Origin of the sequence: Kitasatospora sp. NPDC059327 (genome assembly GCF_042752535.1) — a bacterium.
Classification (GTDB): domain Bacteria; phylum Actinomycetota; class Actinomycetes; order Streptomycetales; family Streptomycetaceae; genus Kitasatospora.
This window is the reverse complement of the sequence record NZ_JBHYYB010000007.1, coordinates 62,190-77,176: the sequence shown is the minus strand read 5'-3', so window position 1 is coordinate 77,176 and position 14,987 is coordinate 62,190. Positions and strand designations below refer to the sequence as shown.

Below are 14,987 nucleotides of genomic sequence, written 5' to 3'. Positions count from 1 at the left end.
GTGGGGTCACGCCGCTTGAAGGAGATTGGCGTGGATCCTGTCATCGAACGAAGGTGAGAACAATGTCACAGGTCATATGGCACGACAGTTTCAGCCATTCCGCCGTCCACGACCTCCCGCTGGCCCGCCGACCTGCGACGACGAAGACCCCGACGGCCCGGCGCACGGGTGCCGGGCCGCCGTCACGCGACGAGCCGGACGGCCTCCCGCACCCCCGGAGGCCGACGGGCCGCACGGAGTGGCCGATCCGCGCCCCCGGCCGGGAATGCCGCCGGCCCCGGCCCGGGCCGCCTTGTGCGGCGCCCTCGGCCGGGGCCGGCGGCGGGGAGCTCCGCCCCCGGCCGGTCAGCGCTTGCGCCAGATCGCCCAGCCCTGCGCCCTGTTCACCTTCGCGACGTACCACTCGGCGGGGTGCTCCGGCCAGTACCCGTCCGCGGCCCGGCCCTCCGGGGCCGGCGGGGTGACCAGGACGGTCGCCTCCGCGGGGACGGGCTGCCAGCGCGGGTCCCGGTACCAGACCCGGCCCCGGTAGACCTCGAAGGCCTGGGCGTTGCGCAGGCCGCCGTCCACGTCCCAGGCGAACACCACGTTGTCCGTGGACCTGACCCCGGAGGCCTCGGTGAAGCCGGTCGCCAGGGGCTTGCGGTAGTTCGCGTGCGGGTGGCTGACCTGCTCGGTGATGGTGGCGGTGGCGAACCCGGCGAACAGCGCGAGCGAGAGGCCGACCGCCCACACCACCCGGCGCCCGCCCGCGACCAGGAGCAGGACCACCGCACCCAGGACCACGAACGCGGCGGCGGACGAGCGCATGATGTTCAGCCGCGTCCAGTCGGCGGCCAGGAAGGTGACGTCCGGCAGGGCCCAGCCGATGAACAGCTTGGTGGTCAGCGCCGAACCGGCGGACCAGACCACGATCTTGCCGAGGAGCAGGGTGAGCCCGACGGTGGCGGCGACGGCGTGGCCGAGAGCGCGGCGGCGGGACCGGCAGAGCACGGCGGTGCCGACCACGAAGGCCGCCGGGACCAGGAGCGAGAGGTAGCGGGCGTACACCCAGTCGTCGATCCGGCCGTCGTCCGGCAGCGCGGCGGCGGAGGCCAGCGCGGTGCCGACGAGGAGCGCCACCAGCACGCCGCCGACGATCCGGTGCGGGCGCGGGAACCGGGCACTGAAGAGCGCGAACAGGCAGCCGACGACGGCCAGGCCGCCGACACCCCAGGTGGAGACGATGAAGTACCAGATCTGGCCGGCCGTCCGGGTCAGCGTCATCCCGGTCTTGCCGGGGTCGGTGAGGCCCTCCCACAGGAACCCTCCGACGTCGCTCGGCTCGACGGTGAACCGCGCCTCAAGCCACCAGGCCAACGCCTTGGCGCCCGCCGCGCCGATGCCGAGCGCGCCCAGGCCGACCAGCGTGGTGCGCCATTCGGCCCGGCGCAGCACCAGGACCCCGAGGAGGAGCAGACCGGTGAGGGCGACCACGACGCCGCCCCGGTCGTGCGTGGCCATGGAGTACGCGGCGGTCGCGCCGGCGCCGGCCGCGTACCAGGTGCGGTGCCGGACCGGGCCGTCACCGAGCCAGCCGTGCAGGCAGAGCAGCCAGGCCAGGACCAGCACCGGCAGGACGGCGTCCGACATGACGAACTCGGAGTAGAAGATCACCGGCGGCAGCAGGGCGGTGACACCGGCGAAGACGTAGGCGGGCAGCCGGCCCAGGCCCAGGCGACGCAACGCCAGCCGGGCCAGCGGGAAGACCAGCGCGTTCAGCAGCGCGTTGATCACCATGATCAGGTGGTAGGCGGTGACCGGGTCGCCGGCGATCCGGAAGGCCGGGGAGACCAGCAGCGGGTACCCGCCCGGGATCACCACGCCGACCGGCATCTCCGTGCTCGACCGGCCGGCCAGCACGCGGGCCAGGACGAGGTAGGAGTCCTCGTCCGGGTGCACCGAGGGGTAGCTCAGGTGACGGACGAGCACCAGGCGGAAGAGCACCTCCACCGCGTACCCGGCCAGCAGCAGCACCGGCCAGAACCAGCGCCGACCGCGGGCCTGCTCGAACCGCAGTGCCGCCAGGCCCAGCAGGCCGGACAGGCGGGTGGCGGCGGCGGGCTCGGCCGGCCCGGCGGATTCCCGGGCGCCGGCCAGGCGCTCTTCGAGGACGGCAGGCCGCGGCAGGGTCGACTGCCGCAGGGAGCGTTGTGTCATGCAGCTACATATATCGGCTACCTGCATATGATGTCCACATGAGTACGCAGCGAGGGGTTCGGGCGGAACGGCCGTCCGCACGGAGGCTCCGGGTCGGCCACCGGACCGGACCGCCGACCCGGGACCGGGTCACCCGGCCCAGCGGCCCGCCGACCCGGGACCGCGCCCCAGCGCGACAGCGCCGACGACCCGGCGCCACCGCTCGGATTGAAAACCCGGGAACCGGACAGACGCTGGGTGACCTCCGCATCGGCGGCAGGCCGCAGCCATCACGGGGGAACGAAAACGGAGGTCGTCGTGATCGTCCTCGGAGCCATCCTTCTCGTCATCGGTTTCGTCACCGGTGTGTCCGTGCTGTGGACCATCGGCCTCGCCCTGGCCCTGATCGGGCTCGTCCTGTGGATCCTCGGCGCGGTCGGCCACGAGGTCGGCGGCCGCCGCCACTACTGGTAGACCCGGGGCCTCGACACCCCCGGCCGGCGCCGAGGCGCCGGTCAGCCGCGCCCGGTCAGTCCCGACCGGTCAGTCCCGACCGGCGGGCCCCGGTTCCCGGCCCGGCCCGGGCGCCCCCGAGGGGCGGGCCATCGCCCACCGGATCGTCCTCGTGACGGCGCCGGCGCCCAGCCGCGCCGCCGGCCCCTCGACGACCGGGAGGTACGGCAGCCGGAGTTCCCGCCGGGCCCATCCGGGCAGCAGGGCGACCGCCCCGGCGGCGAGCAGACCGTACGGCGGGCGCACGACCCAGGGCAGCGGCGGCCGCAGGAGGAGGAACCGGGCCGCGTCGAGGGCGGGCGCGGTGCCGCGCAGTTCGGGGCGGTACCGCTCGATGACGGACGCGAGCTGCCGCTGGTCGCGCGGCGGGTCGACGACACCGAGCGCGGCGGCCACGGTGGCCGCGTCGGCCACGTACCCGTCGTAGGCCTCGTCGTCCAACGGCCTTTCACCGTAAGACCGGTGGGCCCGGAGAAAGCTGTCGACCTCGGCGGCGTGGACCCAGCCGAGCAGGTGCGGGTCGGCGGCCCGGTACTCCTCCCCCGACGCGCTGGTCCCGCGTACCCGCTCGTGCACCGCCCGGACCCGGTCGACCGCCCGTCGCGCGTCGTCGGCGGTCCCGAAGGTCGTCACCGCGAGGAAGGTGCTGGTGCGCTGCAGTCGGCCCCACGGGTCACCCCGGTAGCCGGAATGCGCCTCGACCGCGGCCATCGCCAGCGGATGCAGCGACTGCAGCAGCAGCGCCCGCAGGCCGCCGACGAACATCGAGGCGTCACCGTGGACGACGCGGATGGGCCGCTCCGGACCGAACCAGCGCGGGCCGGGCGTGTCGTGGATCCGGCTGCGGGCCGCGGGGCCCTGCGGCCCGGCCACCCGCGCGAACAGCTCCGCCCCGAGCCGCCGCCGAACCGCGGCGAGACCGGGGACGGCGGAGCTGCCATCGGTCACACCTGCCACTGTAGATCCGCGGCCCATCCGCGCGCCCGCGCCGGCGGGCGGATCGTCGGCGCCCGCCTGATCCGCTACCGCACCCCACCCGCGCGCCCGCGCCGGCGGGCCCCCGGGCCGTCCCGCCGCGTCAGCCCCGCGGCAGGTCGATCTCCGCCCAGACCGCCTTGCCGGGCCGGTCCGCCCGCGGCAGGTGCCCCCACCGGCTGGCGAGCAGCGCGACGGTGTGCAGGCCGTGGCCGCCGATCCGGGTCGGTACGTGCGGCACCTGCGGGCTCGGCAGCGCGTCGGACCGGTCCAGCACCTCGATCCGGAGGGTCAGGGCGGTCACGGACAGCACCAGTTGGTCCGGTCCGCCGGCGTGCCGGCAGGCGTTGGTGGCGAGTTCGGAGACGATCAGGAGGACGTCGTCGGCCCTGGCCCGCTGGTCGGGGTCGGCGGTGGGCAGCCAGCCCCAGTCCTCCAGCGCGGTGCGGACCTGGTCGCGACAGCGGCCGGGCACGCCCGCGACACCGTCCAGGGCCAGCCTCCGGGTCTGACCGGTGGCTGGCATCCCGGGCATCACCGACCGACTCGTGGTCCGGTACTCACTGGCGCTCATCTGTCCTCACTCCCCGACGACCGACCGGGCCGGGCGGCGGCCGGCCGTTGCCTACTCGTGTGCCCGCAGGCGCGCGGGGGACACCGGTGACGTGCGGCGCGTCGCGACCGCCCGCGGGCCGCGGCCGGTCGGGCCCCGGGCCGCCGCCCGGGGGGCCGCGGCGTCATCCGGCCAGCGCCGAGCCGAGGTCCGCCCGGATGTCGAACACGGTCCGCGCCCCGGTGACCTCGAACATCCTGGCGACCGAGGGCCGCAGCCCGGCGAGGACGAGCGCGAGGCGCGCGCGTTCCGCCTCGGCGCGGGTGGTGAGCAGCAGATTGAGGCCGGTGGAGTCGCAGAACGCCAGCCCGTCGCAGTCGACGACCACCCGGTCGTCCGCCTGTCCGATCGCCTCGTGAAGCCGCGCGCCCAGCAGTGCCGCACTGTCGTGGTCCAGCTCGCCGACGGGTGAGACGACGACCGTGCCGCCCTCGGCGCGCAGGCCGACCCGCAGTCGCACGGCGCTCGGCCCTTCGTCGGGACGACGGGGGGCCGCGGGCGGTTCGGGGACGCTGTCGGGCATCGCTGTCCCTCCTCCTTCGTCGAGCGGGGCCGTGGGTGGATCGGTACGACGATACGGCGACACCCGCGCGCACGGTACGCCGTGGGGCCGGGACAGTCGAGCCACCCGCCGACATGTGTGGGCGAGGTGAAGATGATGGGGTCCTCTGGCGAAAGGAGGCCTGTTCGGGCCGAGGCGGGGCAGGTGAGTCGCGTCGTGCCCGAACAAGTGATCACCAGCAGAGGAGAGAGCATGCCGACCGTCGTGTCCAGCCCTTCGGCCACTGCCCGCACCAGCGCCGCGGCCGCCGCACCCCGTCCGGTCGTGATCGGCGACGCGCTCTCCTGCCCGGCCGACTTCGTCCGGGTGGCGGCCGAGCTGGGGATCACGGCGGAGCAGCCGGCCCAGGTGTGCCCGGCGGACGCGCGCGCGTTGTCGAAGGTCCTGTTCGCCCGCCTGCGCGCGGCGGAGGAGGGCACCGCCGAGTACTCCTACGTGCGCGGCACCCTGATCGAACTGAACATGGCGCTGGTGAAGTTCGCGGCGAACCGGTTCACCCACCGCAAGGAACCGGTCGAGGACATCATCCAGGTCGCCACGATCGGCCTGATCAAGGCCATCGACCGCTTCGACCCGTCCTTCGACGTCGAGTTCTCCTCGTTCGCGCTGCCGACCATCCGCGGCGAGATCAAGCGGTTCTTCCGCGACACCGGCTGGATGGTGCACGTCCCCCGACGGCTGCAGGAGCTGCGTCTGACGCTGGCCAAGACCAGTGACGCGATGGAGCAACTGCTGGACCGCGCCCCCACCCCCGCCGAGCTGGCCGCGCACCTGGACCTCACCGAGGAGGAGGTGCGCGAGGGCCTGATCGCCTCCCAGGCGCAGAGCGCCGGGTCGCTCGACGCCCCGCTGCCCGGCTCCGAGCGGACGGACGGCGCCGACGCGCTGGGCGACCGGGTCGCCCGGGAGGAGGACGCCTACGAGATCATGCTCTGCCTGGAGACCCTCAAGCCGCTCATCGCCGCCCTGCCGGAGCGCGACCGCACCATCCTCTCGCTGCGCTTCGGCGCCGAGCTGACCCAGGGCGAGATCGGCCGCCGGCTCGGTGTCTCGCAGATGCACGTGTCGCGGCTGCTCACCCGGATCCTGGCCGGCCTGCGCGCCGAACTCCTGGCCGAGGCCTGAGCCCGGCGCTCCGGGCCGCCCGGGAACACCACCCGGGCGCGCCGGGGCGGGCGGGGTCCGGCCGGCGGCCCCACCCGAGCGGCCTCCGGCCGGGACGGCCCGGGGCCAGTCGCACCCGGCACAGGGACGTTCGCCCCCGACGGAGCGGGTGCGGTAGCGTCCCTGACGGTACGGACGGGTGCCCGGCACCTCGGTGCGGCATTGCCCTCGGGCGGGTGCGGAGCCGGGCCGGGCGTTGACAGTGGCGGGCCTGCGGCCCGGCGCACTACGAGGAAGCGACGTCCTGATGGCCGGCAGCGCCAAGCCCCTGGCACCACGCACGACGAGCGGTACCGCGCAGGTCGGTGAACCGGACCTGCGGCGCCTGCTGGCCGGACTGACCGCCGTACGCGACGGCGACTTCGGCACCCGGCTGCCCGACGACGCCGACGGCCTGCTCGGCGAGATCGCCACCGTGTTCAACGGCATGGTCGACCAGCTCTCCCTGTTCACCTCCGAGGTGACCCGGGTCGCCCGCGAGGTCGGCACCGAGGGCCGGCTCGGCGGCCAGGCCGAGGTGCCCGGCGTGTCGGGGACGTGGAAGGACCTCACCGACTCCGTCAACGCGATGGCCGGAAACCTCACGACCCAGGTCCGCGACATCGCCCAGGTCGCCACCGCCGTCGCCAAGGGCGACCTCTCCCAGACGATCACCGTCGACGCCCGCGGCGAGATCCTGGAACTCAAGAACACCGTCAACACGATGGTCGACCAGCTGAGCGCCTTCTCCGGCGAGGTGACCCGGGTCGCCCGCGAGGTCGGCACCGAAGGCCGGCTCGGCGGCCAGGCCGACGTCAAGGGCGTCTCCGGCACCTGGCGCGACCTCACCGACTCGGTCAACTTCATGGCCGGCAACCTCACCGCCCAGGTCCGCTCGATCGCCCAGGTCGCCACCGCCGTCGCCAGGGGCGACCTCTCCCAGACGATCACCGTCGACGCCCGCGGCGAGATCCTGGCACTCAAGGAGACCATCAACACGATGGTCGACCAGCTGAGCGCCTTCTCCGGCGAGGTGACCCGGGTCGCCCGCGAGGTCGGCACCGAGGGCCGGCTCGGCGGCCAGGCCACCGTCCGGGGCGTCTCCGGCACCTGGAAGGACCTCACCGACAACGTCAACGTGATGGCCTCCAACCTCACCGGGCAGGTCCGCTCGATCGCCCAGGTCGCCACCGCCGTCGCCAAGGGCGACCTGTCGCAGCGGATCAACGTGGAGGCCAAGGGCGAGGTCGCCGCGCTGGCCGGCGTCATCAACACGATGGTCGACACGCTCTCCGCCTTCGCGGACGAGGTGACCCGGGTGGCCCGCGAGGTCGGCACCGAGGGCACGCTCGGCGGGCAGGCCCGGGTCCCGAACGTGGCCGGTACCTGGAAGGACCTCACCGACAACGTCAACTTCATGGCGCACAACCTCACCAGCCAGGTCCGCAACATCGCCCAGGTCACCACCGCCGTCGCCAAGGGCGACCTCACCCGCAAGATCGACGTGGACGCGCGCGGCGAGATCCTGGAGCTCAAGACCACCATCAACACCATGGTCGACCAGCTGAGCGCCTTCGCCGCCGAGGTGACCCGGGTCGCCCGCGAGGTCGGCAGCGAGGGGCGGCTCGGCGGCCAGGCCGAGGTCGAGGGCGTCTCCGGCACGTGGAAGCGGCTCACCGAGAACGTCAACGAGCTGGCCGGCAACCTCACCCGCCAGGTCCGCGCGATCGCGGAGGTCACCAGCGCCGTCGCGGCGGGCGACCTGACCCGCTCGATCACCGTGGACGCCTCCGGTGAGGTCGCCGATCTCAAGGACAACATCAACTTCATGGTGGAGTCCCTGCGCGAGACCACCCGGGCCAACGAGGAGCAGGACTGGCTCAAGTCCAACCTCGCCCGGTTCTCCGCGCTGATGCAGGGCCGGCGCGACCTCCCCGTCGTCGCCGAACTGATCATGGACGAGATCACCCCGCTGGTCTCCGCCCAGTACGGCGCCTTCTACCTCGCCGAGGACACCGGCGGCGTCACCTTCCTCAACCTGATCGGCTCCTACGCCTTCCCGGCCGGCGCGACGCCGACCCGCTTCCGGCTCGGCGAGTCCTTCGTCGGCCAGGCGGCCCGCAGCCGGCGCACCATCGCCGTCGACCGGCTGCCGGCCGGCTACGTGAGCGTCTCCTCGGGCCTGGGCCGGGCCGAGCCGACCTCGCTGATCGTGCTGCCGATCGTCGTCGAGGACCAGGTGCTGGGCGTCATCGAACTCGCCGCCCTCCAGGACTTCACGCCGGTGCACCGGGCCTTCCTCGACCAGTTGATGGAGACCATCGGCGCCAACGTGAACACCATCGTCGCCAACGCCCGCACCGACGAGCTGCTCGGCGAGTCCCAGCGCCTCACCTCCGAGCTGCAGGTCCGCTCCGCGGAACTCCAGTCCCGCCAGGAGGAACTGCAGTCCTCCAACGCCGAGCTGGAGGACAAGGCGGCCCTGCTGGCCGCCCAGAACCGGGACATCGAGACCAAGAACCTGGAGATCGAGCAGGCCCGCCAGGAGCTGGAGGACCGCGCGCACCAGCTGTCCCTGGCCTCCACCTACAAGTCGGAGTTCCTGGCCAACATGAGCCACGAGCTGCGCACCCCGCTCAACAGCCTGCTCATCCTCGCCCAGCTCCTCGCCCAGAACCCCACCCGCAACCTGACCGCCAAGCAGGTCGAGTACGCCGGCATCATCCACTCCGCCGGCTCCGACCTGCTGCAGCTGATCAACGACATCCTCGACCTGTCCAAGGTCGAGGCCGGGAAGATGGACGTCGCCCCGGAGCGCATCCCGCTGCGCCGGCTGCTCGACTACGTCGAGGCCACCTTCCGGCCGCTGACCGGCCAGAAGAGCCTGGCCTTCCAGGTCACCACCGCCGCCGGCGTGCCCGCCGAACTGCTCACCGACGACTACCGGCTGCGACAGGTCCTGCGGAACCTGCTGTCCAACGCGGTGAAGTTCACCGAACGGGGCAGCGTCGATCTGCGCATCGAGGTCGCGGACGGCACCCAGGTGCCGGAGGTCGCGCGCCGCGACGACGGTCCGGTCATCGCCTTCCACGTCGTGGACACCGGCATCGGGATCGATCCCCAGCACCTGGAGAGCGTCTTCGGCGCGTTCCAGCAGGCCGACGGCACCACCAGCCGCAAGTACGGCGGCACCGGCCTGGGGCTGTCCATCAGCCGGGAGATCGCCTTCCTCCTCGGCGGCGCCATCACGGCCCGGAGCGCCCCCGGTCGTGGCAGCACCTTCTCCCTCTACCTGCCCGCGGCCCGGGCGGAGTTCGTCGAGCTGAGCGGCCAGTGCCCCCGGGAGGCCCTGGAACCCGGACCGGCCGAGTCGGCCCGGCCCGGAACGGAGGACCGGACGGGGCAGTCCGGCGCGCCGGAGGCCGGCCGGCCCAAGCGGCTGCTGGTCATCGAGGAGCGCCGGCGCGGCCTGCTGTCCCTCGTCGCGGAGAGCGCCGTCGCCGACCTGACCGGGCACACCGACCTCGGCGGACCGCGCGGCGCGGTCGAGGTCATCACCACGGTCGGCGCCCAGGAGGCGGCGGAGACGCTCGCCGCGACGCCCTGCCACTGCGTGGTCCTCGAACTCGACCTGCCGAACGGCGCGGCGCTGGCCTTCCTGGAGGCCATGGCCCGGGACGCCGCCCTGCACAACGTGCCCGTCCTCGCCCACAACAACCGGCGGCTCGGCGCCGGGCAGGAACGGCTCCTGCAGGAGCGCGCCACCGCACAACCGCTGGAACTGCTCTCCAGTCTCGACGAGTTGCGCGAGCGCATCGCCCTGCACCTGAGCGCGGACCAACCCGGCGACGTGCTGCCGCTGGTCCGCGCCGAGGACACCGCCACCCCGCCCGCCCAGCCCGTCGACGGCTCACTCGCGGGCCGCACCGTCCTCGTCGTCGACGACGACGACCGCAACCTGTACGCGCTCACCGGGATCCTCGAACTGCACGGCATCCAGGTCCTGCAGGCCGAGAACGGACGCGCCGCGATCGAGACCCTGACCCGCAACGCCGGTGTCGACCTCATCCTGATGGACGTCATGATGCCGGAGATGGACGGCTACGCCGCCACCACCGCCATCCGTGCCATGCCCGCGTACGTCGACCTGCCGATCATCGCCGTCACCGCGAAGGCGATGATGGGCGACCGGGAGAAGAGCCTCGCCTCCGGCGCCAGCGACTACGTCACCAAGCCGGTCGACGCGGAGGACCTCGTCACCCGCATCGAGCGGTGGCTGCGGCCGTAGCCCGACCCGGCGACCCGACCCGACACCGTGCGACCCGAGGAGAGAGCGATGCCCGAGAACCGACCGCCTCGGGACACGGACGCCCCCTCCCTGCCCGGGCCCGACCACGGGGACGCCCCGGACCGGGCGTCCACCCGGACCGCCCGGGGTGTCCACGCCCAGCGGAGGGCGGGCGACAGGCCGCCCGAGCAGCTCTCCGGCGGCCCGGCCGAGCACGCCGCCGGCCGGCCCGTCGACGGCGTGGTCGGCCGGCTGACGGCCACCGTCGAGCGCCTGCGCCGCGAACTCACGGCGGCCCGGGCCGAGGCCGACGGCCGGGCGCTGGTCGAACTCGCCAAGGGCATCCTGGTCGAGCGGCTCGGCTACGGCCCGGCCGACGCCATCCGACAGCTGGAGGACCTGGCGAGCCAGTCGAACGTGTCCGTCCTGGAGCTGGCCGCCGACCTCGTCAACCAGGCCTCGCACGACCGGATCGCCGACGTCGCCCGCGAGTTCCTGGCCTCCACCGGTGAGCCCTCCGTGGGCGTCCGGCTGCGCAGCGCCGAGACCGGCATGCTCGGGGCCGACGACGTCCAGGCGGTCGCCCAGTCCGTCCTCGAACACGCCCTGCGGCCGCTCGGGGCGCAGGCGGTGGCGATCTGGGCGGCCAACTCCGACCAGTCGCTGACCCTGGCGGGCAGTGCCGGGTTCGCCGGCGAGGAGGCGAAGCGCTGGCGCCACGTCCCGCCCGGCGTCCCCGTCCCGGCGCGCCGCGCGCTGACCGAACGGGCCCCCGCCGCCTACGCGTCGCTGGCCGCGGCGGGGCTCCCGTCGATCGGACAGCGGGAGTTCGGCGGCGGACGGCTGGCGGTGCCGGCCGGCGCGGGCGGCCGGATCACCGGCGTCCTGGAGATCTGCTGGAGCGGCGGCCTGCCCACGCAGTCCCAGTCGCTGCAACGGCAGTTCGAGGCGCTGGCCGAGCTGTGCGCCACCGCGCTGGAGTCCCGGCCGGCCGCCGGCGGGACCGACGGCGCCGACGACCCGCAGACCGCCGACCTGCTGGAGCTGGTCCACGGCCTGCACGACCCCTGTCTGGTCATGCAACCGGACGTCGACGCGGCCGGTAGGGCCACCGACTACCTGATCAAGCACCTCAACCCGCGCTTCGAGGACTTCGCCGGCCGGCCGCGCAGCGCCGTCGTCGGCGCCCGGCTGCTGGAGGCCTACCCGCTGGCCGCCGAGCCGGGCGGCCTCTTCGAGAAGATCGAACACGTGCTGGCGACCGGCGAATCGTTCCGCTCGCCGGGGATGAGCCTCTCCGCGCTGGTGGACGGCGTCCCGCTGACCACCCGGGCCCGGGTGAGCATCAGCCGCCACGGGCGCTACGCGGTCGTCGTCTGGCGGACCGAGGACGGCACCGCGCGCGTCGCCAACCTGCTCCAGCACGCCCAGCGCCTCGGGCGGATCGGCGGGTTCGAGGAGAACCTGCACAGCGGCGAGATCGTCTGGAACGACACCCTGTTCGACCTCCACGGCCTCCCGCCGCACGCCGACCCCGTCCCGCTGGACCGCCTGCCCGCCCACGCGCACCCCGACGACGAACACACCATCGGCCGGTTCCTGCGGACCCTGCTGCACCACCAGCGGCCCGCCTCGACGGCCTTCCGCCTCCAGCGCGCCGACGGCATCGCCCGGCACATCCGGGTGGTCGCCGAGCCCGTCCTCGACGCCGACTCCCGGATCACCGCCGTCCGCGGCGCCTACCAGGACGTCTCCGCCCAGCACTGGACGGAGGTCGCGCTCGCCGCCACCCGCGACCAGCTCGCCCACACCGAACAGCAGGCCGCCGAACGCAACCGGCTCGCCCTGCAGCTGCAGCACGCCATCATGCCTCCCAGCCGCGGCCCGCTGGACCTGCACGACCTGCGGGTGGCCGTGCGCTACCGGCCCGCCGAGAAGGACCACCTGGTCGGCGGCGACTGGTACGACGCGCTCGCCCTGCCCACCGGCCAGGTGCTGCTGTGCGTGGGCGACGTCGCCGGGCACGGCATCGAGGCGGCCACCGGCATGGTCGCGCTGCGCAACGCCCTGCGCGGCCTGGCCGCCACCGGAGCGGGTCCGGGACAGCTGCTGGGCTGGCTCAACACCGTGACCCACCATCTGACCGACAACGTGACCGCGACGACCGTCTGCGCCCTGTACGAGCCCCGGACCCGGACCTTGCGCTGGGCCCGGGCGGGCCACCTCCCACCGATCCTGGTGCGCGACGGGCGGGCCGCCGAGCTGCCCACCGTCAGCGGCATCCTGCTGGGCGCCATCGACCAGGCCGACTACCAGGAGGGTGAGATCGAGCTACGGGCCGGAGACACCCTGATGCTGTACACCGACGGGCTGATCGAACGCCGGGACCGCTCCCTGGAACTCTCGCTGGCCGACCTGCTGGCCGCCGCCGGGGACGCCGACCGCCTCCCGGAACTGGACCGCCGGCTGGACCACCTCCTGCGGTACAGCAGTTCCGACACCGACGACGACACCTGCCTGATCGGCATCACCGTCCGCTGAGCCGGCGTCGCCCCGCCCGTGGTGGCCGGGGCGGCGTCGGCTCTGCGGACGGTGCCGGCCAGCATCACCGTCTCGTCCGGGGCCAGCTGCACGTCCAGGGCACGGACCTCGACGGTGGGGTAGCGCTCCGACAATCTGATGTGCCAGTAGAGCTGGCCGATGTCGCGGATCAGCCGGCCGTCCACGAGGGCCCTGGTCCGGCGGTCGTAGTCGTCGGCGCCGTCGAACAGGGGTGGCGACCCGCTGACGGGCCAGCGGTCGAAGACCACCACCGTGTGCCGGCCGGCGAACCCGGTGTCGGTCCTCTGCGCCAACGGCGAATTCGTGGCCAGCGCTATCAACAGGGGCAGCCGGGGCCGCAGCCCCGGTTCTGCAGGGCGACGCCGGTGGCACGGTCGGGGATGCCGAGGTGGACGTGCACGCCTCAGATCAGCTGCTCGTCGGTGCGGTCGGGGCGCGTCGCCGTGCATGGCCCGGTAGCGGGCGGTGTCCGTCACCGGGACGGGTAGCCGGTCGGTGAACGGCGCGCTCGCACAGGCGGCGAGGAGGCAGCCGTCCCCCGCCGCCGCCTCGCCCAGGACGTGCCGCAGCCGCACCAGGTGGTCGCCCGCCTCCTCCAGTTCACGGCAGACCGGGGTCGCGGTCTCCACCTGGGCCTGGAGCAGTTCGCGTTGCACCTCGCTACGGGCCGTCGCGGGCCGCGGATCGGCCGCTCGGCGTACCTGCGCCGCCCGGGCATCGCGCGGGTGTCGTGGGCGGGGATGGTGCGGGTCCAGCCGGAGGCGCCGATGCGGTGGTTGGTGCCGGCCGGGTCGGTTTCCAGGACGCGTAGGGCCCAGTCGTAGCCGCAGGCCGCGTGCTCGTGGTCGCGGCGGGCGGCGGGCGGCGGGGCCGAGCGTGTCGTCGGCGGCGCTGCGGCGGTGCTTGTCGCGGGCGGTCTGGAGGTCGTTGGCCGTGGGGCCCGGGGGTCGGCGTGGTTGGGGTGGACATGGCGGCCTTCGCGCCGTGGCCGAGCCGTCTGGGGCGGGTCGGTCCTGGGCCGGGGGTCGGCCGGGTGGTGTCCGGCTGATCCCCGGCCTCTCCATCGAAGTTCACCGTTGGGAACATCAACTACCTTGCCAGTTTCGGCAGTTGTATTGTCGAGGGCCGCGCTGTGCGTGTTCTGTCGATCAGCCGGCGCAGGAGCTGAGGAGGTCGCGGACTGTCGACACCGGACGAGCTGGGTGCAGAGGTTGTCCAGACTGCCGTTGGACTTGGCGGGCATGGCCTCGCGGATGGGATGGCTGCTCGCAGCACCGGCTCGGCCGCCGGCGCGATATCGGTGGGCCCTGGAGTCTCAGTCGGCCGAGATCTGTGCGGCTCGCTGCACGAGTTCGGCCGCGCCAGGGACGCCGCGCCGGGCATAGACGGTGAGAGTGGATCGCATCGTGTCCAGTTCTCTGCGGTTGCGGTCGGAGGCGACGCCCTCCATGAGGTCCGTGCTCTGGCTCCACAGGCCGACGGCTTCCTCGGGCCGGTGCTGGGCCGCAACCGTCTTGGCGATGTTGGCCAGGGTGAGGCCGCGCACACGGTGGTACGTGCCCGGGGTGCGGTTGCGCAGCGCCGCGCGGTAGTGGCGTTCGGCGGCGCCGTGGTCCTTCATCTCGGTGAGGGTGCGGCCGATGTGGGAGGCGACGGTGGCTGCGACCGGGCCGGCCGCGGCGGCGTAGGTGGGGATCGTGTCGGCGCTGGAGAACATGGCGTCCTCGGCGGCGAGGATGAGTTTGGCCGCGTCGGCACCGTTGCCGGAGGCTCCGTGGGCGCGCGCGGCGGTGACGAGCAGCAGGGCCTCCGTATGCCGGTCGACCTTTCCCCGGGCCCGTTCCAGGGCGGCCCGGGAAAGGTCCACGCAGCGGCCGGGCTGGCCGAGGTCGAGGGCCTGGTGGGTGAGGGCGCACAGCCGGGACGCGGTGGCCGAGGCGCTGAGGGAGGTCCACGGGATCGGCACAAGCGTGCACTTCAAGCCCGTGCACCGGCTCGCCGCGTACCGGCAGGTCGAGTGCCACCTGCCGGTGACCGAGCACGTCGCCGCCCGGCAGCTGTCCCTTCCCTGCTACCCGGCGATGGCCGCCGGGGACGTGCAGCGCGTCATCGACGCCCTGCACTCCCTCTGGTCCTGACCCGCCTGCTGGGCC

10 protein-coding genes and 1 pseudogene are annotated in these 14,987 nt (G+C 73.8%); 5 read left to right on the top strand and 6 right to left on the bottom strand.

Translation table 11 applies throughout. The features are described 5' to 3' along the window. Positions 1–345: 345 nt before the first annotated feature. A complete protein-coding gene (locus ACFXHB_RS07020; protein ID WP_380572774.1) occupies positions 346–2,199 on the bottom strand; it encodes a hypothetical protein in 1,854 nt (617 codons plus the stop codon). Between the two features lie 297 nt (positions 2,200–2,496). Between ACFXHB_RS07020 and ACFXHB_RS07015 the strand changes: the two genes are divergently transcribed. Beyond that, the gene (locus ACFXHB_RS07015; RefSeq protein WP_380572773.1) at positions 2,497–2,652 is read left to right on the top strand and encodes a DUF6131 family protein; all 156 of its coding nucleotides are present in this window, start codon (positions 2,497–2,499) and stop codon (positions 2,650–2,652) included. Positions 2,653–2,721: 69 nt separating this feature from the next. Here the strand turns inward: ACFXHB_RS07015 and ACFXHB_RS07010 are convergent, their stop codons facing one another. The 3 genes from ACFXHB_RS07010 to ACFXHB_RS07000 all read right to left on the bottom strand — a co-directional run bounded on the left by ACFXHB_RS07010 (position 2,722) and on the right by ACFXHB_RS07000 (position 4,802). Beyond that, positions 2,722–3,639, bottom strand: coding sequence for an oxygenase MpaB family protein (locus tag ACFXHB_RS07010; protein ID WP_380572772.1), 918 nt, complete (start codon positions 3,637–3,639; stop codon positions 2,722–2,724). 130 nt (positions 3,640–3,769) lie between these two features. After that, entirely contained in the window at positions 3,770–4,240 is a 471-nt protein-coding gene (locus ACFXHB_RS07005) for an ATP-binding protein (protein ID WP_380572771.1), read from the bottom strand. Between the two features lie 163 nt (positions 4,241–4,403). Further along, positions 4,404–4,802, bottom strand: coding sequence for an STAS domain-containing protein (locus ACFXHB_RS07000; protein ID WP_380572770.1), 399 nt, complete (start codon positions 4,800–4,802; stop codon positions 4,404–4,406). 231 nt (positions 4,803–5,033) lie between these two features. Here ACFXHB_RS07000 and ACFXHB_RS06995 point away from each other — a divergent pair, with 231 nt between their 5' ends. From ACFXHB_RS06995 to ACFXHB_RS06985, 3 genes are all read left to right on the top strand, one after another. Further along, positions 5,034–5,966, top strand: coding sequence for a SigB/SigF/SigG family RNA polymerase sigma factor (locus ACFXHB_RS06995; protein ID WP_380572768.1), 933 nt, complete (start codon positions 5,034–5,036; stop codon positions 5,964–5,966). Between the two features lie 286 nt (positions 5,967–6,252). After that, on the top strand, positions 6,253–10,272 hold the full coding sequence (locus tag ACFXHB_RS06990) for a HAMP domain-containing protein (RefSeq protein WP_380572766.1): 4,020 nt from the start codon (positions 6,253–6,255) through the stop codon (positions 10,270–10,272). 48 nt (positions 10,273–10,320) lie between these two features. Further along, positions 10,321–12,813 carry a SpoIIE family protein phosphatase gene (locus tag ACFXHB_RS06985; RefSeq protein WP_380572764.1) on the top strand — a complete coding sequence of 831 codons (2,493 nt, stop codon included), beginning with the start codon at positions 10,321–10,323 and terminating at the stop codon, positions 12,811–12,813. Between the two features lie 32 nt (positions 12,814–12,845). Here the strand turns inward: ACFXHB_RS06985 and ACFXHB_RS06980 are convergent. Beyond that, positions 12,846–13,898 (bottom strand): annotated as a pseudogene (locus tag ACFXHB_RS06980) (glutamate-cysteine ligase family protein); the annotation flags it as partial. 251 nt (positions 13,899–14,149) lie between these two features. Then, the gene (locus tag ACFXHB_RS06975; protein WP_380572762.1) at positions 14,150–14,815 is read right to left on the bottom strand and encodes a tetratricopeptide repeat protein; all 666 of its coding nucleotides are present in this window, start codon (positions 14,813–14,815) and stop codon (positions 14,150–14,152) included. Between ACFXHB_RS06975 and ACFXHB_RS06970 the strand changes: the two genes are divergently transcribed. Next, the gene (locus ACFXHB_RS06970; protein WP_380572760.1) at positions 14,805–14,972 is read left to right on the top strand and encodes a DegT/DnrJ/EryC1/StrS family aminotransferase; all 168 of its coding nucleotides are present in this window, start codon (positions 14,805–14,807) and stop codon (positions 14,970–14,972) included. The two genes, ACFXHB_RS06975 and ACFXHB_RS06970, sit on opposite strands and share 11 nt — an antisense overlap. Positions 14,973–14,987 lie beyond the last annotated feature (15 nt).

What these genes read in the sequence shown, in the direction of transcription:
- ACFXHB_RS07020 (WP_380572774.1), bottom strand. Translation starts at nt 2,199, where the DNA reads ATGACACAACGCTCCCTGCGGCAGTCGACCCTGCCGCGGCCTGCCGTC.
- ACFXHB_RS07005 (WP_380572771.1), bottom strand. Translation starts at nt 4,240, where the DNA reads ATGAGCGCCAGTGAGTACCGGACCACGAGTCGGTCGGTGATGCCCGGG.
- ACFXHB_RS07000 (WP_380572770.1), bottom strand. Translation starts at nt 4,802, where the DNA reads ATGCCCGACAGCGTCCCCGAACCGCCCGCGGCCCCCCGTCGTCCCGAC.
- ACFXHB_RS06995 (WP_380572768.1), top strand. Translation starts at nt 5,034, where the DNA reads ATGCCGACCGTCGTGTCCAGCCCTTCGGCCACTGCCCGCACCAGCGCC.
- ACFXHB_RS06990 (WP_380572766.1), top strand. Translation starts at nt 6,253, where the DNA reads ATGGCCGGCAGCGCCAAGCCCCTGGCACCACGCACGACGAGCGGTACC.
- ACFXHB_RS06985 (WP_380572764.1), top strand. Translation starts at nt 10,321, where the DNA reads ATGCCCGAGAACCGACCGCCTCGGGACACGGACGCCCCCTCCCTGCCC.